Raw genomic sequence first — 22,488 nt, 5'->3', positions numbered from 1 at the left:
CCTCTTCGCTACGCGGCTACTTATTCCGGACGCCGTCTGGTGGTTTCCAGCAGGCGGCTGAGGCTTGCTGCTTTTGGCTTGATCATCCAGAACTTGCCGATGTAGTCGTCGAAATTATCGAGAATATGCTGCCCCCAGGCACTGCCTGTTTCCTCAACAAACTCTTCGATATTGCCGCGCAAATGAGCGCGGTAAGCTTCCAGTGACTCAGAGGTGATCCGGCAGATCTCCACCAGTTCACTGTTATAGCGATCTACGAAGGTGTTCTCTTCGTCGAGTACGTAGGCGAAACCGCCCGTCATACCCGCACCAAAGTTCACCCCGGTGTTGCCCAACACGGTGACGTTGCCACCGGTCATGTATTCACAGCAGTGGTCACCGGCACCCTCGATAACAGCATGAGACCCGGAGTTGCGCACTGCGAAACGCTCACCCGCCGTACCTGCCGCAAACAACTTACCGCCGGTCGCGCCGTAAAGGCAGGTGTTGCCGACAATAGAGGTTTCCTGGCTGGCAAAGGCACTGCCACGCGGGGGATATATCACCAGCTTACCGCCCGCCATACCTTTACCCACGTAGTCGTTGGCATCGCCTTCGAGGTACATATGCAGGCCGCCCGCGTTCCACACACCAAAGCTCTGGCCGGCAGTACCTTCCAAGCGCAACACAATCGGTGCATCTTCCATATCCAGATTGCCGTGACGCTTGGCAATTTCACCGGATATCCGCGCACCAATTGAACGGTCACAGTTATTGACGTGGAAGCTATACTCGCCGCCCGATTTTGCTTCGATGGCCGACAATACAGCCGCCACCATTGCTTCGGCTTTTTCGCCTTTATCGAAGGGCTCGTTGAGGGCAACCTGGCAAAACTCTGGCTGACCTTCAGCATCGGCATCTTTGTGAAGAATGGGCGACAGGTCCAACAGTCCCTGCTTTTCCGTCTCGCCTGCTTTTTGAACAAGCAAGTCGGTGCGACCGATAAGCTCATCCATGCTGCGTACGCCAATCTGCGCCATCCACTCACGCGTTTCTTCTGCGACGAACTTGAAGAAGTTCATCACCATTTCAACAGTGCCGATAAAGTGGTCGTCACGCAGGCGTTCGTCCTGAGTCGCAACCCCGGTAGCACAGTTATTCAAGTGACAGATACGCAGGTACTTACAGCCCAGAGCTACCATCGGCGTGGTACCAAAGCCGAAACTCTCTGCGCCGAGGATAGCCGCTTTCACGACATCCAGGCCGGTCTTCAGGCCACCGTCGGTTTGCACCCGCACTTTACCGCGCAGGCCATTGCCACGCAGCGTTTGCTGGGCTTCTGCCAGACCGAGCTCCCAAGGTGAGCCAGCATAACGGATGGACGTGATCGGGCTCGCCGCCGTACCACCGTCGTAACCGGAAATAGTGATCAAGTCCGCATAGGCCTTCGCCACACCAGCGGCGATGGTGCCCACACCGGGCTCAGATACCAGCTTCACCGACACCAGCGCCTGCGGGTTCACCTGCTTGAGGTCGAAAATCAGCTGAGCCAAATCCTCGATAGAGTAAATATCGTGGTGAGGCGGCGGTGAAATCAGCGTTACACCCGGTACTGAATGGCGCAAGCGCGCGATCAACGCATTGACCTTGCCACCCGGCAGCTGGCCACCTTCACCGGGCTTGGCGCCCTGAGCGACTTTAATTTGCAGTACTTCGGCATTCACCAGGTAGTGAGGCGTAACACCAAAGCGGCCCGATGCGATCTGCTTAATTTTTGAAACGCGCTCGGTACCGAAGCGGGCAGGGTCTTCACCACCTTCACCGGAGTTTGAACGCGCACCCAGGCGATTCATCGCCGCCGCTAGTGCTTCATGAGCCTCGGGGCTCAATGCACCCAGCGACATACCGGCGGAGTCAAAGCGGCTGAGAATTTTCTCTGCAGGCTCAACTTCCTCAAGCGGGATGGGGGTGACGTCACCGCTGAAATCCAACAGGTCGCGCAGGGTAGCAACCGGGCGAGTATTCACCAGCTCCGCGTACTTTTTCCAGTCAGCGTAGTTACCACTCTTAACCGCTTCTTGCAGACGCATCACAACGTCTGGGTTAAAGGCGTGGTATTCCTTGCCGTGAACGTACTTGAGCAAGCCACCCTGATCGATTGGCTTGCGCGGCAACCAGGCGATGGTCGCCAGGGCTTCCTGATCTTGCTGAAGCTGAGCAAAGTTAACGCCGGCGATGCGGCTAGCCACACCTTTAAAGCAGCTATTGATCACATCATCGTCGAGGCCAACGGCTTCAAAGAGCTGGGCACCACGGTATGAGGAGATCGATGAAATCCCCATTTTCGACATGATCTTCAGCAGGCCTTTGTTAATGCCTTTAACGTAATTTTCGTAGGTTGTTTGCTCGTCACCGAGAATTTCTCCGCTGCTCAGCATGTCGCTCAGTACAGCAAAAGACATATAAGGGTAGACGGCGGTGGCGCCAAAACCGAACAGACAAGCCATTTGGTGAGAATCGCGAGCGCTACCACTTTCAATCACCAGGTTGGCATCACAGCGAAGACCTTGCTTGATCAAGTGGTGGTGAACCGCACCGGTGGCCAGCAAGCTGTGCACGGTCAACAGGCCGGGCTCCACAGCACGGTCGCTCAACACAAGAATCACATCGCCACCGCGCACGGCGTCTTCTGCCGCCGCCGCCACATCGCGAACGGCTTGCTGCAGGTTCTTCTCTGCAGGGTCGTAGCAAAGGTCGATGGTTACCCGCGGATAACGTGGCGAATCTACCGCCATCAATCGGTCAAACTTGTCTGGCGACAAAACCGGGCTGCTTAGAATCAAGCGATCAGCGTGATCGGCCGTTTGCTCGAAGACATTTTGCTCTGCGCCCAGCAACGTCTCCAGACTCATCACGATGGACTCACGAAGTGGGTCAATGGGCGGATTGGTAACTTGAGCGAATTTTTGTCGGAAGTAGTCGTACAGCGACCGCTCGCTGCGCGACAGCACAGCCATTGGCGTGTCATCACCCATCGAACCAACGGCCTCGTTGCCGCTATCTGCCAGAGGCGACAGCACTTGCTCGCGCTCTTCAAAGCTTACCTGGAAATATTTTTGCAGGCTTTCCAAGTGATCCGCTTCGGGCAACGCCGGGCGATTGCCCTGGCCGAGCTGATCCTGCAGGCGATTCGCGTTATCACGCAACCACTGTTTGTAGGGGTGGGCGCTTTTCAGCCGCTCATCGACATCTTTCGTGTGCAGGACTTCGCCGGTCTCGGTATCAACAACCAGAATCTGCCCTGGCCCAACGCGCCCCTTGGCAACGACGTCATCCGGCTGGTAGCCGTAGGTGCCGATTTCCGAGGCAACGGTGATGAAACCATTTTTGGTGATGACCCAGCGTGACGGACGCAAACCGTTGCGGTCCAACATACATACCGCGTAACGGCCGTCGGTCATTACCAAACCCGCAGGGCCATCCCAGGGTTCCATGTGCATGGAGTTATATTCGTAGAATGCCTTCAAGTCGGCATCCATGTGTTCGATATTTTGCCAAGCAGGTGGCACCAGCATGCGAACGGCACGGAACAGATCCATACCACCGGCCACCAACAGCTCAAGCATATTATCCAGGCTTGACGAGTCAGAGCCCGTGCGATTCACCAGCGGCGCCAGAGCCTCTACATCGGGAATGCGGGGGCTGCTGAAATTTTTGGTGCGCGCGTCCGCCCAGTTGCGGTTGCCCTCAACGGTATTGATTTCACCATTGTGAGCCAGCATGCGGAATGGCTGAGCCAAGGGCCAGCGCGGCATGGTGTTGGTAGAGAAGCGTTGGTGGAAAACACAAATCGCCGTTTCCAACTCGGGGTTGGCAAGGTCGAGGTAGAAATGGGGCAAATCCACCGGCATGACCAAGCCTTTGTATGACACGACATCGGCGGACAGGCTACAAATGTAAAACTCACTGTCATCAGCGAGCGCCATTTCGACTTGACGACGCACAATAAACAGGCGCGTGGTCAGCTCTTGGGCAGTCAGGCCTTCAACGTTGATAAACAGCTGCTCAATGCGTGGCAGGCTTGCCAAGGCGATATCACCACACACCGATGCATCGACCGGCACAGGGCGCCAGCCCGCTTGCTGCAGGCCGTTTTCACCAAGAATCTTTCCAAGAGTCGCTCGCGCAGCCGCCGCCTTGCCTTCGTCCTGGCTTAAAAAGATCTGGCCGATACCATATAACTCGGTCAGCTCGCCGCCAAAGGCGTCGCGGGCCGCTTGGCGCAGAAAGCTGTCCGGCTTCTTCAACAGCAAACCACAGCCATCACCGGTTTTGCCATCTGCCGCGATACCACCGCGGTGAGTCATGCAGGTCAGTGATTCGATGGCAGTCTTCAACAATTCGTGGCTAGCAGTGCCCTGCATGTGGGCAATTAGCCCAAAACCACAGTTGTCGCGCACATCTTCAGGTCTGTACAGGCCTGTACTCATAAAACGACTCTCACAAAATATATAAGAAAAACAAGCAGATAGTCGAAATGACAGCTCGGCGCACGCTTGCGTACCCGAAAAAAGGAGGGACATTCTACACGTATGCAGCAAGCCGGACAAACGCCGGCCAAAAATTGCTCAAATTTCAGCCAAAAATCTTATGGCTGGACACCTGCATCGACCAATATCTGCGCGATTTGCTCCGGGCTCGCCGCCTCGGTAACTACCGCCTCACCCAGGCCCTGTAAAAGCACCAGGCGCAAGCGCCCATCTATCACTTTCTTGTCGCGGCCCATGAGTTGCAGGAACTGCGCCACATTCATCGCTGGCGGGGGCGATATCGGCAGACCGGCTTTCACCATTAGCGCATTGCCACGGCGCAATACCTCTGCATCCAACCACCCCAGCGATACTGACAAGGCCATTGCCAGCGACATTCCCGCGGCAACCGCCTCGCCGTGCAGCCAGCTTCCGTAACCTTCGGCGGTTTCTATTGCGTGGCCAAAAGTATGCCCGAGATTCAAGATAGCGCGACGCCCGCCTTCTCTCTCGTCTTCAGCGACCACTTTGGCTTTGTTTTCACAGCTGCGAAACACCGCCTCAGCCAGGGCCTCGCCATCGCGAGCCATCAGTGCATCGATATTTTGCTCTAACCACTCAAAGAAAGGCGCGTCGCAGATGAGCCCGTACTTGATCACCTCAGCGATACCCGCCGCGTATTCGCGCTCTGGCAAGCTGTCCAACAAACTCAGATCGGCCACCACACACTCAGGCTGGTGAAAGGCACCAATCATGTTTTTACCGAGCGGATGGTTAACGCCCGTCTTCCCTCCAACAGAGGAGTCAACCATCGCTAACAGCGTAGTTGGCAGCTGAATAAAAGCGACGCCTCGCTGGTAACTCGCTGCTGCGAAACCGCACATATCTCCTACGACACCGCCACCCAGGGCGATCAGCGTAGTGCTGCGGTTGTGGTTATCGGTGAGCAGGCGATCAAAAACGGTGGCCATAACATCCAGCGTCTTATTCGCTTCGCCGTCGGGCAGAACCACCGTGGAGAGTTGCTTGCCTTCAAGCTGACTAGCAACTGCATCGAGGTAGAGGGGAGCCACGCGATCATTGCTAACAACACAGGCCTGCTTGCCGCCTATGTAGCGCTGCCAGTCCAGGCCTTCGCCGGCCAGTAAATCGCGACCAATGAAAATAGGGTAGCTGCGCTCACCCAGCGACACCTGAAGCTGCTTCATGGAATTGCCCGATATTGTTAGTGGAAAGAGGTAGGCGGGAAATTATATCAGCATCACGACGACAGGTCGCCGCTGCGAATTTTTTCGACCAACTCTTGCACGACTGTGCGTGGGCTTCGCTGATCAGTGGTAATACTGTAGTCAGCCAACTGTAAATAGAGAGGTTCTCGTTCGGCCATTAAGCGCCTAAGCGTCTCCTCAGGATTACCCTGCTGAAGCAAGGGCCGCTTGCGGTCTTTCGCTGTGCGCCGAATTTGTTCGTCAACCGAGGTGCGAAGATAAACAACCGTACCCCGCGTCATCATCAATGCGCGATTATCATCGCGCAGCACCGCACCACCACCGGTAGAAACTACCGCTCCGGGGCTGTCACTGAGGTCGCTAAGCATCTGCGCCTCACGCTCGCGAAAGCCTTCCTCGCCTTCCATGTCGAATATCCAGGGTATGTCTACCCCGGCTCGCTCTTCAATCTCTCGATCGACGTCGTAGAATTCCATGTTCAGGCTGTCAGCCAGCAGCTTACCAATGGTGCTCTTCCCTGCCCCCATTGGCCCGACTAAATATATAACTTCCGTTTTCCGCATTGCTCCATCAATCTATCAAACTGTCCGCGAGTATCCGAGGAGTAATAAAAATAAGTGTTTCCTGCTTCTCGCGAGTCACACTGGTAGATTTAAACAGACGCCCCAGGAAGGGGATATCGCCCAGGAAGGGTACCTTCGTTACGGTTTCAACATCCAGCTGATCGTAGACGCCGCCCAAAACAACGGTTTCACCATTGCTGACCAAAACGCGCGTCTGCAATTCGGTAGTGTCAATGGTCGGCACCTGACCACCAAGACCGGTCGCGATCACCAGATCCCCTACCGTATCCTGATTAATGATCAAATCCATAATAATTCGGTCGTCAGGCGTAATAATTGGCGTGACATCCAGCTTCAGCACCGCTTCTTTGAAGGCAATCGTTGTTTCACCGCTGGCCGAACTTTCTGGGTAGGGAATTTCGGTACCCGCTTTGATAATGGCGGGCTCCTTATCGCCGGTGACGATGCGCGGCTGGGAGACAACTTCACCGCGGCCCTTCGACTCCAGTGCAGAAAGCTCCAAGTTCAGCAACACATCAGAGCCGATATAACCCAGGGCAAAGGAGCCCGCTGCACCGGCAACACCCAGATCTGTCACCAAACCGGGGACGGCGTCAAAGCTATTTGAGCCGCTCACCAAGGCGTCGACAAAATTATTTCGTGTGGCCTGATCACTCTCCAAATCACCATTTGCAGAATAAATTTCATTGCCTTTCTGCTTCACGTAGGCGCCGCCCCAACGCACACCCAGAGCGCGATCGAAGTCGGATGAAGCGCGAACAATACGCGCCTCAATTTGTACTTGGCGCACCGGCACATCAATCAGCGCCACCAAACGGCGAAACTCTTCAAGTCGATCCGCGGTCTCCGTAATCAACAGAGAATTGGTGCGTTCATCGACAATAACATTTCCGCGCGGCGACAAAATGCTCTTGGCAGAACCCTCGCCGCTACCACCGTCGCCATCACCTTCGTTTTTAAATAGCTTGAAGAGTTCTGAGGCATCCGCATAGCGAATACGAATAAATTCACTCTGTAGCGGGGCCAGCTCCTCGACCTGTTTCTGCGCCTCAATCTCCTGACGCTCACGCTCGGCGATCTCCGCAGCAGGCGCCACCATCAGCACGTTGCCAACTTGGCGCTTGTCTAAGCCCTTTGTTTTCAGCACTAACTCCAGCGCTTGGTCCCAAGGCACATTCTGCAAGCGCAGGGTGATATTCCCCTTTACGGTATCACTGGCCACCAGGTTGAGTTCAGTGAAGTCGGCAATCAACTGCAGAACCGAGCGCACCTCAATGTCCTGGAAGTTGAGCGACAGCTTTTCGCCGACAAAGGCAAATTCTTTGCGACGCTCTTCCACCTCTGCCTTTGTCAGCGGCTTGACGCTAACCACATACTCATTGTCGGTTTGGTAGGCGAGATAGTCATACTCTCCACGCGCATCCAGCGATAACTTCGCGCCCTTCTCCCCCATGCGCGCGTCTATCAACTTAACCGGCGTGGCGAAATCAGCCACGTCGAAACGTCGCTGAAGGCTCTCTGGGAGTGCAACACCACTAAAGTCAATTTTGATTCGCGGCCCTTCGACAAAGACATTAATGTCCGCCTTGTCGTCAGCCAGCTTAATGACCAGACGGCCCTCACCAGCATCGCCGCGGCGAAAATCCAGGTCAGTGATGCGATTGCCGCTCGCTTCAGGAGCGGCTTCAGCCATCGACAAAACAGGGTTGTTATACTTTTCCTTGAGGTAGGCCTTGCTGCCGCCGCCACCTACCGCGACGACCAACTCGTTCCCTTCCACTCGCGTTTCGTAGGGCGCCAGGCTGACTAAGTTCAGTACCACGCGGGTGCGATCCCGCCCCTCCAGCACAATGGCACTGCTGGCATTGTCATACGCCAGCGGAAATTTTTTCTGGTCGAGCTGATTCTTTGCACCAATCAAGTCCAATGCAATGCGCGCAGGCTTTTCAATGGTGTAGCCCTTCACTTCGGGCGCAGCGCCATCAAACTGGAAGCGCGCCTCAAAGCGGCCGCCCTCCAGGGCATTGAATTCCACATCAGTCAGATTCGATGCCGACACAGCGGCCGACGCGAGCAGGGATATCAGCAGTAAACACTGGCCCATAAGTGCGCGATGGCCTCGCGCCATGTACTGCACGGCGAGGTGCTTCTGCGTTCGGGTTTTCATGAATCTCTCCGCCTCTCGAATTCTCACTTACCGCTACTCAGCTCTAATGAGCGCGGCCGTTCCACCCAGCCTTCTCCGCCGGTGGAAACAATTTCAACAACCGAAATAAAGTTGTCGCCAACTTTCATAATCTTGCCGTGGTTGCGGCCCAAATAATTATTCTCTTTGACTCGGTGCACACCGCCATCGGGGGTTTTCATCAGCGCCCACAGCACCTTGTTCAAGCGCACCGTGCCGACCATTTTCAACGCATCGATAGAGAAGCTTTCTAAATATTCGCGCTCACGCTCTAGATTGGGCTTCACATTGGAGGATGCTTCCAGTCGCGCAATCTCTTTTACGTCCACGGGCTGCGTGAAGGGGCCACGCAAGCCAGATGCGGTGTAGGTAAAGGCACGATAAGCCTGCAGGGCGGGAATCGGCTCAATAACACCACTGGGCGCTGCACGCTTTTCGGCGACGAAGGCATCAATATCGGCGTATTGCCCACTGTTGCTGCATGCCAGTAGCGTCGTGGACAGCACAGGTATGGCGAGCCGTAAATATCTCATTACGATCCCCCGTCAATTTCTTTGTAGCGATACGTTTTCGCGGTGATCGACATGCTTTGGGTGCCAAGCTGCTTGTTCGTTTTGATTTTGTAATCGTGGAGCGTCACGATTCTCGGCAAGCTCGCAATACCGCTCACAAAGGCCGCCAAATCGTGGTAGGTGCCCTCCACTTCGATGGCGATGGGTAGCTCAATATAAAATTCTTGCGTACGCTCCGGCTGCAGCTTAATGCTGTCAATTTCCAAGCCGTTATCCACGGCTTTTTCGGTCATATCCTCAAGCAGGCCTGGCACTTCGGTATCGGCCGGCAGCTGACCCAGCAAAATACCAAATGACTCTTCCATTTCCGCCATTTGTTTTTTAAGCGGTTCGAGCTTCGCCGCTTTAAATGCTTTTTTCTCAAACTCTGTTTTTAGCTTCGCTTCCTTGGCAACGGCGTTGTCCAGCTCCACCCGCAAGTCGGCAATCACGTAAAAATAGCCGCCCACCAATACCAGCACAAAGGCCAGCACCCAAAGCGCAGTGCGAACCAGTACCGGCCACGCACCAATATTGCCCTCGTTGATATCGTTGATATCAAACTGTTTGACCTCGTCAACCCACTCCTGCCACTGCACGGCCATCTCTTATTTCTCCTTCTCAGGGGAAGGGGCGCTGATACGGAAGGAAAGCTTGAAGTTGCTCGCCTGATCACCGTATTCCTCTGCTGCCTTCACCGCCGTAAGGTTTGGCTCGGAAAACCAGCTGGAAGCGTCTAATTTACGCATCAGGCTCGACACCCGGTTATTCGACTCTGCAATGCCTTCAACATCGATGCGATTGCCGGAGCGAACCACAGAGGTAAAGAACAGGCCGTCAGGTAGCGTGCGAACCATCTCATCAAAAACCCGCACAATTAACGGGCGTGTGCCCTGAAGGTTTTGGATAATATTCATTCTGTCGAGCAGCTGTTGCCTGCGCAGCTCCAGATCACGAATTTCAGCCACCTCTTTGTTTATGCGTTTTATGTGGCTTTGCAAATACTGATTACGGCCTTCCTGGCCGCTGATGGCGCTGTTAAAAATACTCATCGTCAGCATGATCAGCAGTGCGGCAACCGCCACTGAGGCACCCAGAATAATAAGAAACTGTTTCTTGATTAGCTGGCGGCGCTCTTCACGCCAGGGCAAAAGGTTAATATTCGCCATCAGTCGAAACTCCTCAGCGCCAAACCGCAAGCCACCAGCATGGCAGGAGCATCATTGCTCAAGCGCATGGCATCGACTCCTGAGGCAATCGCCATATTGGCAAAGGGATTCGCAACCACCGTATTTACGCCCAGGCGCTCTTCGACCATTTCAGCCAAACCCTGCATCGCGGCAACGCCGCCGGCGAGTAAAATAGTATCAACAGCACTGTATTGACTCGCCGAAAAGAAAAATTGCAAAGACCTCGAAACCTGCTGAATGGCGGCTTCTTTAAAGGGCGCCAGCACCTCACTGTCGTAGTCATCCGACAGGCCGCCCTGCTTCTTCGCCAATCCCGCCTCTTCGGCACTCAAGCCGTAGCGACGCTGAATTTCCTCGGTGAGCTGGCGACCGCCGAACACTTGGTCGCGCGTGTATACCGTCTCACCATCGACGATCACGCTTAGCGAGGTCATGCTCGCGCCGATGTCGACGATCGCGACAACGGTATTTTCATCCACGCCAATCTGCGGCGCCATCAGCTCAAAGCTGCGCTCCACCGCGTAGGCCTCAACGTCCATCACCTTCGGTTCCAGACCACCGATCTCCAGCGCTTCAACACGACTATCGACGTTGTCTCGGCGACAGGCCACCAGCATGACTTCAACTTGATCCGGCTCGTCCTCGGCAACATCAACAACCTCGAAGTCCAGCGCCACCTCATCAAGCGGATAGGGGATGTATTGATCAGCTTCCAGGGAGATCTGCGCCTCCATGGCGTTATCATTCATATCAGCGGGCATTCGCAGCATTTTGGTAATCACCGCAGACCCGGGCACAGCGGCCGCGGCCTTGGTCACCTTGCTCCGAGAGCGGTTGTATACGGCCTTAATGATTTCACCGACGGCTTCGACCTCAACCACATTTTTTTCAACCACGGACTGAGGCGGCAGCGACATTACGGCGTAGCTTTCAACGCGAAGTTTTTCCCCGCTACGACTCAACTCCAGCACTTTTACCGCACTGGAACTGATATCTACACCGAGCAAATTGCGAGATTTTTGACCGCCTAACAAGCCATCTAGCACTGTTATTTTCCTATTTACATCGTGGACTTAGGGCGAATTCTTATATGCAAGATTAAATACCAGTGTATACCATTGCGCAAATAGTTATGAAAAAAATACCCGGATAGTGTCACAGATTTGGGTATCCTATTGTCCGCGTTTTAAAAGCCCATTGGCATAACTGGAAAAATATGGCTCGCACTACTTCGCTGTTACGTTCTTTTAGCCTTCTGGCACTCCTTGGTGCCTGTGGCGCTGTCATGGTGTTCTGCGCCGCCTTCCTGTACATAGCGCCACGGCTCCCCGAGGCGGAAAAATTACGCGATGTCGAGCTGCAAACACCTCTGCGTATATATAGCAGAGACGGCCAGATTATCGGTGAATTCGGCGAAAAACGCCGCTCACCGGTCAGCATTCAAGAAGTCCCCGACACATTCATCAAGGCGTTTCTGGCCGCCGAGGACGACCGCTTCTACCAACACCGCGGCGTCGACCTCACCAGTTTGCTGCGCGCGGCATCGCAGTTGATCACCAGCGGCAGCATTCAAACCGGCGGCTCGACCATTACCATGCAAGTCGCAAAGAACTACTTTTTGAGCCAAGAGCGCACCTTCACGCGTAAATTCACCGAAATTTTTCTCGCCATCGAAATAGAGCGCAAACTCAGCAAAGGCGACATCCTCGAGCTCTACCTCAACAAAATCTTTCTCGGCAACCACTCCTATGGCATCGAGGCCGCCGCGCAAACTTATTACGGCAAGTCCATTAAGGAACTCAGCCTTGCCCAAATGGCAATGATCGCCGGACTACCCAAAGCCCCATCGGCCTACAACCCTGTTGCCAACCCAGAGCGAGCCCGGATTCGCCGAAACTGGATACTCGGCCGAATGTTTGCGCTGGGCTATATCAACCAAGCCGATTACCAAGCGGCTAAACAGCAAAACATCACCGCCCGCCGACACGGTACACAACTCGACGTCAGTGCCGCGTACGCCGCCGAAATGGTCCGCGTCGAAATGCTGAAACGCTATGGCCGCGATGCCTATGAAAACGGCTACAGCGTCATCACCAGCGTCGACAGCACCCTACAAACTGCCGCAAACCAGGCCGTTATAAACGGCGTTATCGAATACGATCGTCGCCACGGTTATCGGGGCCCTGAACAACAATGGCCGCTCCCCGCCGATTTCAACGAACAACAGCGCGAGCACTTTAGCGACAAGCTTCGCGACATTGGCGCCATCGGCCCCTGGCACCCAGCCCTTGTTCTCCACATAGAGAGTCAGAGCGCAACATTCTTACTCGCCACCGGCGAGCAAACCACCCTCGACTGGGAACAGGGTTTTGCCGGCAGCGTTCGGTATATTAATGAAGACCGAAATAGCTACGAAGTGGAATCCGTAGATGAACTTATCGCCCCTGGCGACGTTGTCAGACTGCGCATGAGTTCATCACTCCCCAAGCGCTGGATTTTTTCACAGCTACCCGCCATTCAGGGAGCGCTGGTTTCACTGGACGCAGACACCGGCGCCATTCTCAGTTTGGTCGGCGGCTACAGCTATCAGCGAAGCTCATTCAACCGCGTCACTCAGGCTGCCCGGCAACCAGGCTCAGCGTTTAAACCCTTTATTTACACCGCTGCACTGGCCAATGGCTTTACACCAGCAAGCATCATCAATGATGCCCCCATCGTATTCGATGACGCCTCACTGGGGGGAACGTGGCGCCCGAGCAACTCCAACGGCAAATTTAACGGCCCAATGCGACTGCGCAAAGCCTTGTACCTGTCCAGGAACCTGGTATCGATTCGACTCTTACGAGAGCTGGGAATCAATACCGCCATCGACTACGTCTCCCGCTTTGGCTTCGACGGCCGCACCCTCCCAAGAGACCTCTCTCTTGCGTTGGGCAGCCACTCACTGACGCCTCTCGACGTGGTTACCGGCTACGCCACGTTTGCCAACGGTGGCTATAAGGTGTCGCCGTGGCTGATAGAACAAATCATCGACCGCGATGGCAACACCCTTTACCGCGCCGAACCGAAAGTCGCCTGCCGCAACTGCGAAGCTGGCCTGGACAGGCTCGACGACATCGATAGCATGGTGGAAGCAGATTCTTTGGATGACCTCCATGCCGACACCGCCGCCGGCCAGCAGGATCTGGCAGAGAGAGTGATCGACGAGGAAGTTGTCTTCCTTATCGACAGCATTCTCAAGGACGTTATATCACGCGGCACCGGGCGCAAAGCCCGAGTCCTAAAACGCGGCGATGCTGCCGGCAAGACGGGAACCACAAACGGGCCAACCGACGCCTGGTTCTCTGGCTACAGCAGCGGCGTGGTCACCTCCACATGGGTCGGCTTCGACCAAAACCAGAAGCTCGGCCGCCGCGAGTACGGTGGCTCTGTTGCCCTGCCAATCTGGATCGACTATATGAAAGTCGCACTGCAGGGCCGCCAGGAGCGCTACCTAAAACAACCCGAGGGTATCGTGTCGGTGCGTATTGACCCGGAAACCGGCACCCTGGCCGCGCCGGGGCAGAGCAATGCAATCTTTGAATACTTCCGGGCAGAGAATGCGCCCACTACTGTGAACACAAGCAGCGGTGGCAGCAACCCTTATGGAGAAGACAGCGGCGAGCCGATAGAACTGTTCTAAAGGCGCCGCAGCGAGGCAGCGTTACATTGCCTCGATGGCCTCGGCAAGCGTGCTGACCGCGACGACATCCATTGCGATATCGCCGCGGGGAGCATTCGCCTTAGGCACGATAGCGCGGCTAAAGCCGTGCTTTTTCGCTTCTTGAAGGCGCTCTTGCCCACTGGGCACAGGGCGAATTTCCCCCGATAAGCCCACCTCGCCAAAAACGACCAAGTCTTCGGGCAAGGCGCGGTCGCGAAAACTCGATACGATGGCGAACAGCAGCGCCAAGTCAGCCCCGGTCTCCAGCACCTTGACGCCACCAACCACATTGACGAACACGTCCTGATCGCCGAGCTGCAATCCTCCGTGACGGTGGAGCACCGCTAGCAACATCGCCAAGCGGTTCTGCTCTAACCCCACCGCAACCCGACGGGGATTGCCGTAATTACTTTCATCAACCAGCGCCTGGATCTCTACCAACAGAGGGCGAGTGCCCTCCCACACCACCATCACCACGCTGCCCGCCGCCTGCACATCACCGCGATTCAGGAAAATCGCCGACGGGTTCTTAACCTCTTTCAGGCCCTGCTCAGTCATGGCAAACACGCCCAGCTCATTCACCGCGCCAAAGCGGTTTTTATGGCCGCGCAGGGTGCGATAACGGCTGTCACTGCCGCCCTCAAACATAATCGAGCAATCAATGATGTGCTCCAACACCTTCGGGCCAGCCAGCGCACCGTCTTTGGTCACATGGCCGACCATAATCAACACCGTATTGGTCTGCTTGGCAAAGCGCGTTAACGCCGCGGCGCACTCTCGAACCTGGGAAACACTGCCGGGCGCCGAACTCACCTGCTCGCTATGTAATACCTGAATCGAGTCGACCACCAACACCGACGGCCGGTGCTGATTCGCCTGCGCCAATACCGCCTCCAGACTGGTTTCGGAGTACAACTGCAACTCCTCTGCCGACAAACCAAGACGGCGTGCACGTAAGGCCACTTGCTGCAGTGACTCCTCCCCGGTGACGTACAAACAGCGGCTGCGCGTCGCCAAGCGGCACAGCACCTGTAACAACAAGGTGCTCTTCCCCGCCCCGGGGTGACCGCCAAGCAGCACCGCCGAACCCGGTACAAAACCACCGCCGAGCACCCGGTCCAGCTCTTCAAAGCCGCTAGCAATTCGCGGTAAATCCTCTATTTGAACGCTCGACAGACTTTGCAGTTCGCCAACAGCGCCGGCATAGCCTTGGCGCCCAGCAGGCGCCGAGGCGGCACCTGCCGCAGCCAAGCGCACCTCGGTAAGCGTATTCCAGGCGCCACAGTCCTGACACTGCCCTTGCCACTTGCGATGGTCGGAACCGCAATCACTACAAACATAGGCTGTTTTGGCCTTCGCCATACTTTGTGCTCCGCTGCTGTGCTGACAGAACAGGCGACTAGCCCGTACAATACTCTGCCAAGCGAGGATAATGATTCATGTCGGCGCCACTACTGGAAAGACCCCTACTGGTATCGCCCACTCTGGCAGCAACCATTGGCCTGGAGTGCGCCCTGCTATACCAGTTGCTCGCCGACTGGCAGCCCCTGCTGGAAGTCCGCCCACGCCAGGGTCAAGACTGGTTGCTTATTGACCGCCAGCGGCTCGAAGAACAACTGCCGTTCTGGCAAAGCGCCGATATTGACCGCCTGCTTCAACAACTCCACGACCAGGGGCTCATTATTATCGGCGGCGCGCTGATCAGCAATGCCCGCAACATTCGCTTTGCCATGCCCGCTCAGCAAACCGGCGCGCCCCAAAACGCCCCAGCTCGGCCGGCATCAACACGGCCCGAACCGGCAGTGCGCAGCAGCGCACCCACCCAGGCCGTTCCCGGACGCCAGCTTATTAGTGCCGATTGGCGCCCCGACCCCGCCGCCGTGGAATACCTCACCCGCTTCAACCGGGTGAGCAACCACTTTATCGAAGCGTGTATACCGGAGTTCATCGCCCACTACCGCGAAAGCGGCGAAGCCAGAAGCTCCTGGAGCAGCACATTTAGCCAGTACGTCAGCCGCCGCTGGAAAAAACAGCAATACGCTGAAATAGAGCAAGCCCGGCACCAAGTCATCGACAATCTCTGGCGCCCCAGCCGAGACGCTCTCGACATCCTGCTGCGCGACGGCATCAGTGAGCACTTCATTGAAGACGCCATTCCCGAGTTCATTCTTTACTGGCGCGAGCGCGGCACGCAAGATAGCAACTGGAACTCTCGATTCCTACAACATATTCGATTGCAGTGGGCGCGATACACGAATGCCGTCAGCCACGAACAAGCCCATGTGCCGATTCGCAACGACTGGCAGCCCAGCCCGGAAGTCTTTGAAATTTTGCGCATGGCGAGGATCGATGCCGACTTTGCCCGCGAGCAGATTCCCGAGTTTATACTGTTCTGGCGTGACAGCGGCCAGACCCAACGCTCCTGGAATACAAAGTTTCTACAGCATGTAAAATATCGCTGGGCACACAGTCACCAACTGGACAAATACGATGCACGACAGCAAAAAGCTTCTGGATCAAGCCAAGCGGCAACTGGCTTCATCGACAAACACACCGACCGAAGCTGGGCCGACGGCCTCTAAGCCACTGCCGGATAAGAGCGCTGTTATCGACGCCATCAACCGCATGTTTGCGGAGTTTGAGCTCGTCTATCACAACCAATACAACAAAGCCTTCGCAAACGCCGAAAAGCTCTCTTATGCCAAGAAGCTTTGGTTCAGCAACCTTTGCCATATTCCACCAGAGCAAATTACCGCAGCCTGTCATCGCGCTATTCGCGAGTCTGAATTCCTGCCGACGATCAAAGGCATTTTGAAATACTGCGAACCCGACGACCAAGCACTGGGCCTGCCAGACCCCCACAGCGCCTATGTAGAGGCTTGCAGAGCGCCCTCACCCAAAAATGAATACCGCTGGTCCCACCCTGCGGTTTACCACGCTGGACGCAAAAGCGATTGGTATTTTCTGGCAAACAATACCGAGCAGCAGGCCTTCCCGGTTTACAAGCGCCACTACCAGGCGCTGTGCGAGCAGGTGCGCAGCGGTCACACACTAGAACCCCCGCATCCAGAGGCGCTCCCCGCACCGGAGGCAAAGCCTCTGGAACCGGAAGAACAGCGCCGTCGTATGCGGGAAATGCGCAGTAAATTGAATATCTAACAACGGCCGTGCAGGCCGCCGTCGCAGCGGATACAATATCGCCGCACGCGCGCGATCAGCGCCCCACGCCCCTCGGGACAAAGACTATGGCAGACGACAAAACAACCCACTTCGGTTTTAAAACCGTCAACCGCGGTGAAAAAGTAAACATGGTAGCCGGCGTATTTCACTCGGTAGCCGGCAAATACGACTTAATGAACGACCTCATGTCCGGGGGCATTCACCGACTTTGGAAGCGTTTCACCATTGAACTTTCCGGCGTCCGACGCGGCAATAGCGTGCTCGACATCGCAGGCGGCACCGGCGACTTGGCGGCCAAATTCAGCCGTTTAGTTGGCAGTGAAGGCAAGGTTGTGCTTGCCGACATCAACGACTCAATGCTCCAGGTGGGCCGCGAAAAACTAACCAATCGCGGCATTGTCGGTAATATTGAGTATGTGCAGGCCAACGCCGAGTGCCTGCCCTTCCCGGACAATAGCTTCGACTGCATTACCATCGCCTTTGGCCTGCGCAATGTCACCGACAAAGACGCCGCGCTGCGCTCTATGCTGCGCGTACTGAAGCCAGGCGGGCGCTTGCTGGTGTTGGAATTCTCCAAGCCGACCAATGAATTAATGAGCAAGGTCTACGACCGCTACTCCTTCGACATTCTGCCGCGCATGGGCAAGCTCATCACCAATGACGAAGACAGCTACCGCTATCTCGCCGAGAGCATTCGTATGCACCCGGACCAGGAAACCCTTAAGGAAATGATGGCCGAAGCCGGTTTTGCCGAGGTCCGCTACCACAATATGACGGCCGGCGTGGTTGCCGTTCACCGGGGCGTCAAGCCGTGATCCCCCCCATGATCAGCACTGCAGCCCTCTCAGGGCTGGAGGACGCGGTCAACCGAGCACTGCAGCTCGACCCGAGTAGCGCCGCCAAACTCGCCGAGCTCGATGGCGAAAGCTTTGCCCTGGAACTGCGCGAGCCCGACTTGAATATCGGGCTCAGCATTAACGGCAAGCGACTAAAACTGGGGCTGCACGCACCACAATCACCGAGCACCGCACTGAGAGGGCACTGGCGAGACTTCGCCGCCGTCGCCTCCGCTGACGATCCGGCGGCAGCGTTGATTAACGGCAATATTCAAGTCAGCGGCGACACCGCCCCCCTGCTGGCATTGCGCAAGCTACTGGCCGAATTGCAACTAGACTGGGAACACCCACTGGCCGAGGCCTTTGGCGACGTTGCCGCACACCAAATTGGCCGGGGCTTGCGCGCCGGGCATCGCTGGCTGAGCGGGACCGGGAAAAACCTGCGCCGCCAGCTTGAAGACTTTTTACTAGAAGAGAGTCGACTCTTGCCCCACCCCCTGCAGGCAGAAGCGATGTTCAAAGATATCGACGACCTGAACGCCCGCAGTGAGCGTCTCGAAGCGAAACTTCGTCGCCTACAGCAGCGCCTGAAAACTCAGTAACAAAGGAATACCGAATGGGCCTGCGCCGGTTGCTTGCCATACTCATTATCGTCTGTCGCTATCGCATCGACTTGCTGCTTCCCCAGGACAAACTGCCACTGCGATTGCGCCTACTTCTGCGCTGCGGCCCCTGGCGCCTGTGCCCTGCACCGGCGTTGAGCCGAGGGCAGCGACTGCGCTTAGCCCTTGAGTCGCTGGGGCCGATTTTTATCAAATTCGGCCAACTGCTCTCTACCCGGCGGGACCTGCTGCCCGACGACATCGCCGAAGAACTCGCATTACTGCAAGACCGCGTACCGCCTTTTCCCAGCGACCAGGCGGTCGCCGTAATTGAAAAAGCGCTGGGCCAAAGCGTCGATGACGTGTTTGCCTCTTTCGATCGCAACGCGCTGGCCTCGGCCTCCATTGCCCAGGTGCACTGCGCAACGCTGAAGACCGGCGAGCAGGTCGTCGTTAAAGTCGTTCGCCCCGGCATCGAAACCACGATTGGCAAAGACATCCAGTTAATGCAGAGCATTGCTCGCATTGTCCGCCGCCACCTCCCCGATGGCCGCCGCCTTCGCCCCGAGGAGGTCGTTGAAGACTATCGTCACACCATCTATGACGAGCTGGACCTACAGCGCGAAGGCGCCAATACCTCGCAGCTGCGCCGCAATTTCGCCGCCTCAGATATTCTTTATGTGCCCGAGGTCTACTGGGACTATACCCGCCGCAACGTGCTGGTCATTGAGCGCATTCACGGCATCCCCGTTACCGATGTGGAGACCCTGAACGCACAGGGCACGGATATGAAGAAGCTCGCCGAGCGCGGCGTGGAAATTTTCTTCACCCAGGTTTTTCGCGACAGCTTTTTCCACGCGGACATGCACCCCGGCAATATTTTCGTTGCCGAAGGCCGCCCTCAGTCGCCGCAGTACATCGCTATTGATTGCGCAATTATCGGCAGCCTCAGCGACTTCGATCAGTACTATTTAGCGCGCAACCTACTGGCGATCTTCCAGCGCAACTACCGCGAAGTCGCAGAGCTCCATGTCGAGTGCGGCTGGGTGCCTCCGCACACCAAAGTTCACGAATTTGAAGCCGCCATCCGCAGCGTCAGCGAACCGATTTTTGAAAAACCGTTGTCAGAAATTTCCTTCGGCCAGTTGCTGGTATACCTGTTTCAAACTGCTCGCCGCTTCGATATGGAAGTACAACCCTCGCTGGTGCTGTTGCAAAAGACCTTGCTGAATGTAGAGGGCCTGGGGCGCCAGCTGTATCCGCAGCTCGACCTGTGGGCAACCGCCATGCCTTTTTTGGAGCGCTGGATCCGCGACCGCTATTCGCCCCAGAGTATGCTGAAGCGCGTCGGCCACCGACTGCCCGGCTGGCTGGAGCAACTTCCGCAATTACCCGAGACGCTGCTTGAGCGCGGCCAACCGCCGCAGCAAGCGCAAAACGACGCACTGCGCCTGCAATTACAACAGGCGGAAAAACAGGCTGAGCAACGCGACAGGCGCGCGCGAAACCAACGACTGGGTATCGTCGCCCTGCTGGCCGCCGCATTGATCGCCGATCCGGAAATCAGCCTTGGCTTGCAGTCACTGCCCACCGCGAGCCTCGCCTTGCTAGGCGCCGGTTTATATTTCTTAATTCGCTCGCGCTAATGTAAAGTAGGCGCACGCAGAAAACGAAGGCAGTATGTTTATGCAGCGGCAAGACAGTAAACAGTGGTTAGACCAGGTCAAATGGAATGACGCTGGCTTGGTCGCTGCCATTGCACAAGACGTGCACAGCGGTCGCGTGCTGATGATGGCATGGATGAATCGCGAAGCGCTTGAACTGACCGTGAGCGAGCAACGCGCCGTTTATTGGTCGCGCTCGCGCCAGGCTTTGTGGCGCAAGGGTGAGAGTTCCGGCCATACACAAACGCTTCATGACATCGCGCTAGACTGCGACGGCGACGCAATTCTTATGCAGGTTGAACAAATAGGCGGCATCGCTTGCCATACAGGGCGCCAGAGCTGCTTCTATCGCAGCCTGAAAGAGGCGCAGTGGCAAACCCAGGAAGCGGTACTAAAGAACCCGGAAGAGATCTATGACAAGTAATTCTGATGCCGCGGATACATCGATACTCAGTGAGTTAGATGCGGTGCTCGCCGAGCGTAAAAGCGCTGACGCCGACAGCTCATATGTAGCCAGCCTGTACCACAAGGGGCTCAACAAAATTCTGGAAAAGGTCGGCGAAGAATCCGTGGAAGCGATCATCGCCGCCAAGGATGCCGAGCACAGTGGCAACCATCAAGACGTAATCTATGAGACCGCAGACCTGTGGTTCCACACGATGGTTATGCTTCAACACCTGGGCATCGACCACAGCGATGTTTTACATGAACTTGCGCGGCGCTTTGGGCTTTCCGGCCATGATGAAAAAGCACAGCGCGGCAACAACAAACAATAAGTGAGGTAAGTAGCAATGGGACTTGGTGGTATTAGTATCTGGCAACTATTGATCATTCTGGCAATTGTGGTGCTGTTGTTTGGTACCAAGAAGCTTAAAAATATCGGCAGCGACCTCGGCGGCGCCGTAAAAGGCTTTAAAGACAGCCTTGATGGCGAAGACGACAAGGCCAAAAACATTGAGCAAAAAGAGGCCGACGGCGAAGCCAACAGTGCTCAAGCCGAGCAAAGCGAACAAAAAAGCGAGTCAAAATAAACCATGTTTGACATCGGCTTTGCCGAACTGCTGCTGATCGCTGTACTCGGTCTGCTGGTATTAGGGCCCGAGCGCCTGCCAACCGCAGTGAGAACAATCAGCTTATGGCTAGGACGGCTGCGCAGAAGCTTTACCAGCATTCGACAGGAAATCGAACGAGAGGTCGGCGCCGATGAAATCCGCCGACAGCTCCACAATGAGTCGATAATGGCTTCGCTGGAAGACAGCAAGCAATCCCTGCGAGACGGCCTTGAAAGTGCCGCCGACGACATCCGCTCTGTTGAGCGCTCGCTAAGCCGCGCCAATGCGAAGCAGGACGCCGAGGACGACACGTCCGAGCCCGCGCTGGACGAGCACTCCATTGCCCCGGAAGCGACAGAGGCCGCCCCAGAAGCAGCCCCCGACGCCAGTAATAACACCCCCACTAAAGAAAAAGGCAGCGACCCCGCGCCATGAGTATCGACGCTGACCAAGATCAAGGCCAACCCCTGATTGCCCACCTCACTGAACTGCGCGACCGCTTATTGCGAATCGTATTGGCAGTGCTGATTTGCGCACTGGGGCTTATGCCCTTTTCCTCCGAGATCTATGCCTTCGTCTCGCAGCCATTGCAACAGTACCTGCCAGAAGGCAGCGGCATGATCGCCACCGAGGTTGCCTCCACCTTCCTCGCCCCCTTTAAACTGGTACTTGTGTCGGCGGTCTGCCTGGCCATCCCGGTGATTCTTCACCAGATATGGGCCTTTATCTCCCCCGGCATGTATCGCCACGAAAAGCGTATTGCCGCGCCGCTGTTGTTTTCCAGCGTGCTGCTCTTCTATCTCGGGCTGGCCTTTGCCTATGTTGTGGTATTCCCACTGGTGTTTGGCTTTTTCAGCAGTATCACACCGGAAGGCGTGTCCTATACACCCGATATTTCGCGCTTTCTCGACACCGCACTGAAGCTCTTTATGGCCTTCGGCATTGCCTTTGAAATCCCCATCGCCACGGTCTTACTGATTAGCGCCGGCGTAACCAGCGCTGAAAAGCTCGCAGCCAAGCGTGCGTACGTGGTGGTGGCCTGTTTTGTCGTGGGTATGCTGCTAACACCGCCAGACGTTATCTCGCAGATGCTACTGGCGCTGCCAATGTGGCTACTGTTTGAAGTGGGAATATTCTTTGGCCGCTTTATTCAGTCGCGGCCTGCGACGAACGGGGAAGACCAGCGCCCGTCTCTATGAACGGA

20 protein-coding genes are annotated in these 22,488 nt (G+C 56.1%); 11 read left to right on the top strand and 9 right to left on the bottom strand.

What is annotated here, in order from left to right:
• Positions 1–20: 20 nt before the first annotated feature.
• The 8 genes from gltB to pilM form a co-directional block, all read right to left on the bottom strand.
• Positions 21–4,469, bottom strand: a complete 4,449-nt coding sequence (gene gltB, locus B3K78_RS01150; protein ID WP_286693987.1) for a glutamate synthase large subunit — start codon at positions 4,467–4,469, stop codon at positions 21–23.
• A gap of 158 nt (positions 4,470–4,627) precedes the next feature.
• On the bottom strand, positions 4,628–5,716 hold the full coding sequence (gene aroB, locus B3K78_RS01145) for a 3-dehydroquinate synthase (protein WP_286693986.1): 1,089 nt from the start codon (positions 5,714–5,716) through the stop codon (positions 4,628–4,630).
• A gap of 53 nt (positions 5,717–5,769) precedes the next feature.
• A complete protein-coding gene (aroK, locus tag B3K78_RS01140) occupies positions 5,770–6,300 on the bottom strand; it encodes a shikimate kinase AroK (protein ID WP_204996216.1) in 531 nt (176 codons plus the stop codon).
• A 7-nt stretch (positions 6,301–6,307) separates the two neighbouring features.
• Positions 6,308–8,488 carry a type IV pilus secretin PilQ gene (locus tag B3K78_RS01135; RefSeq protein WP_286693985.1) on the bottom strand — a complete coding sequence of 727 codons (2,181 nt, stop codon included), beginning with the start codon at positions 8,486–8,488 and terminating at the stop codon, positions 6,308–6,310.
• A 23-nt stretch (positions 8,489–8,511) separates the two neighbouring features.
• On the bottom strand, positions 8,512–9,039 hold the full coding sequence (locus B3K78_RS01130; RefSeq protein ID WP_286693984.1) for a pilus assembly protein PilP: 528 nt from the start codon (positions 9,037–9,039) through the stop codon (positions 8,512–8,514).
• Positions 9,039–9,662, bottom strand: coding sequence for a type IV pilus inner membrane component PilO (gene pilO / locus B3K78_RS01125; RefSeq protein ID WP_286693983.1), 624 nt, complete (start codon positions 9,660–9,662; stop codon positions 9,039–9,041). Before pilO ends, B3K78_RS01130 begins: the two co-directional genes overlap by 1 nt.
• A gap of 3 nt (positions 9,663–9,665) precedes the next feature.
• Entirely contained in the window at positions 9,666–10,226 is a 561-nt protein-coding gene (locus tag B3K78_RS01120) for a PilN domain-containing protein (protein WP_204996212.1), read from the bottom strand.
• Positions 10,226–11,293, bottom strand: coding sequence for a pilus assembly protein PilM (gene pilM, locus B3K78_RS01115; protein ID WP_286693982.1), 1,068 nt, complete (start codon positions 11,291–11,293; stop codon positions 10,226–10,228). Before pilM ends, B3K78_RS01120 begins: the two co-directional genes overlap by 1 nt.
• A gap of 170 nt (positions 11,294–11,463) precedes the next feature.
• On the opposite strand from pilM, the gene B3K78_RS01110 reads away from it, so the two are divergent.
• Positions 11,464–13,929 (top strand): penicillin-binding protein 1A, encoded by a 2,466-nt coding sequence (locus tag B3K78_RS01110; protein WP_286693981.1) that lies wholly within the window; start codon positions 11,464–11,466, stop codon positions 13,927–13,929.
• A gap of 21 nt (positions 13,930–13,950) precedes the next feature.
• Here B3K78_RS01110 and radA read toward each other — a convergent pair whose 3' ends face one another.
• Positions 13,951–15,312, bottom strand: a complete 1,362-nt coding sequence (gene radA / locus B3K78_RS01105) for a DNA repair protein RadA (RefSeq protein ID WP_286693980.1) — start codon at positions 15,310–15,312, stop codon at positions 13,951–13,953.
• 77 nt (positions 15,313–15,389) lie between these two features.
• Here radA and B3K78_RS01100 point away from each other — a divergent pair, with 77 nt between their 5' ends.
• The 10 genes from B3K78_RS01100 (at position 15,390) to tatC (ending at position 22,483) form a co-directional block, all read left to right on the top strand.
• A complete protein-coding gene (locus B3K78_RS01100; protein ID WP_286693979.1) occupies positions 15,390–16,532 on the top strand; it encodes a DnaT-like ssDNA-binding domain-containing protein in 1,143 nt (380 codons plus the stop codon).
• Positions 16,441–17,109, top strand: a complete 669-nt coding sequence (locus B3K78_RS01095) for a replication protein P (RefSeq protein ID WP_286693978.1) — start codon at positions 16,441–16,443, stop codon at positions 17,107–17,109. The genes B3K78_RS01100 and B3K78_RS01095 overlap by 92 nt, the downstream gene beginning before the upstream one ends.
• Positions 17,110–17,195: 86 nt before the next feature.
• Positions 17,196–17,945, top strand: a complete 750-nt coding sequence (gene ubiE / locus B3K78_RS01090; RefSeq protein ID WP_204996208.1) for a bifunctional demethylmenaquinone methyltransferase/2-methoxy-6-polyprenyl-1,4-benzoquinol methylase UbiE — start codon at positions 17,196–17,198, stop codon at positions 17,943–17,945.
• 8 nt (positions 17,946–17,953) lie between these two features.
• The gene (locus B3K78_RS01085) at positions 17,954–18,568 is read left to right on the top strand and encodes a ubiquinone biosynthesis accessory factor UbiJ (RefSeq protein ID WP_036256368.1); all 615 of its coding nucleotides are present in this window, start codon (positions 17,954–17,956) and stop codon (positions 18,566–18,568) included.
• Between the two features lie 14 nt (positions 18,569–18,582).
• Entirely contained in the window at positions 18,583–20,214 is a 1,632-nt protein-coding gene (ubiB, locus tag B3K78_RS01080; protein WP_286693977.1) for a ubiquinone biosynthesis regulatory protein kinase UbiB, read from the top strand.
• A 34-nt stretch (positions 20,215–20,248) separates the two neighbouring features.
• A complete protein-coding gene (gene hisI, locus B3K78_RS01075; protein WP_444804250.1) occupies positions 20,249–20,656 on the top strand; it encodes a phosphoribosyl-AMP cyclohydrolase in 408 nt (135 codons plus the stop codon).
• Positions 20,646–21,008: a phosphoribosyl-ATP diphosphatase gene (locus tag B3K78_RS01070; RefSeq protein ID WP_286693976.1), complete on the top strand. Its 363-nt coding sequence runs from the start codon at positions 20,646–20,648 to the stop codon at positions 21,006–21,008. The genes hisI and B3K78_RS01070 overlap by 11 nt, the downstream gene beginning before the upstream one ends.
• A gap of 15 nt (positions 21,009–21,023) precedes the next feature.
• Positions 21,024–21,263 (top strand): Sec-independent protein translocase subunit TatA, encoded by a 240-nt coding sequence (gene tatA / locus B3K78_RS01065; RefSeq protein ID WP_204996204.1) that lies wholly within the window; start codon positions 21,024–21,026, stop codon positions 21,261–21,263.
• Positions 21,264–21,266: 3 nt separating this feature from the next.
• A complete protein-coding gene (gene tatB, locus B3K78_RS01060) occupies positions 21,267–21,719 on the top strand; it encodes a Sec-independent protein translocase protein TatB (RefSeq protein WP_286693975.1) in 453 nt (150 codons plus the stop codon).
• Positions 21,716–22,483: a twin-arginine translocase subunit TatC gene (tatC, locus tag B3K78_RS01055; protein WP_286693974.1), complete on the top strand. Its 768-nt coding sequence runs from the start codon at positions 21,716–21,718 to the stop codon at positions 22,481–22,483. Before tatB ends, tatC begins: the two co-directional genes overlap by 4 nt.
• Positions 22,484–22,488 lie beyond the last annotated feature (5 nt).

Source organism: Spongiibacter sp. UBA1325, assembly GCF_002306875.1.
GTDB lineage: Bacteria > Pseudomonadota > Gammaproteobacteria > Pseudomonadales > Spongiibacteraceae > Spongiibacter > Spongiibacter marinus.
Note: the sequence above shows the minus strand (reverse complement) of the source record. Positions and strands in the feature narration are given on the sequence as shown.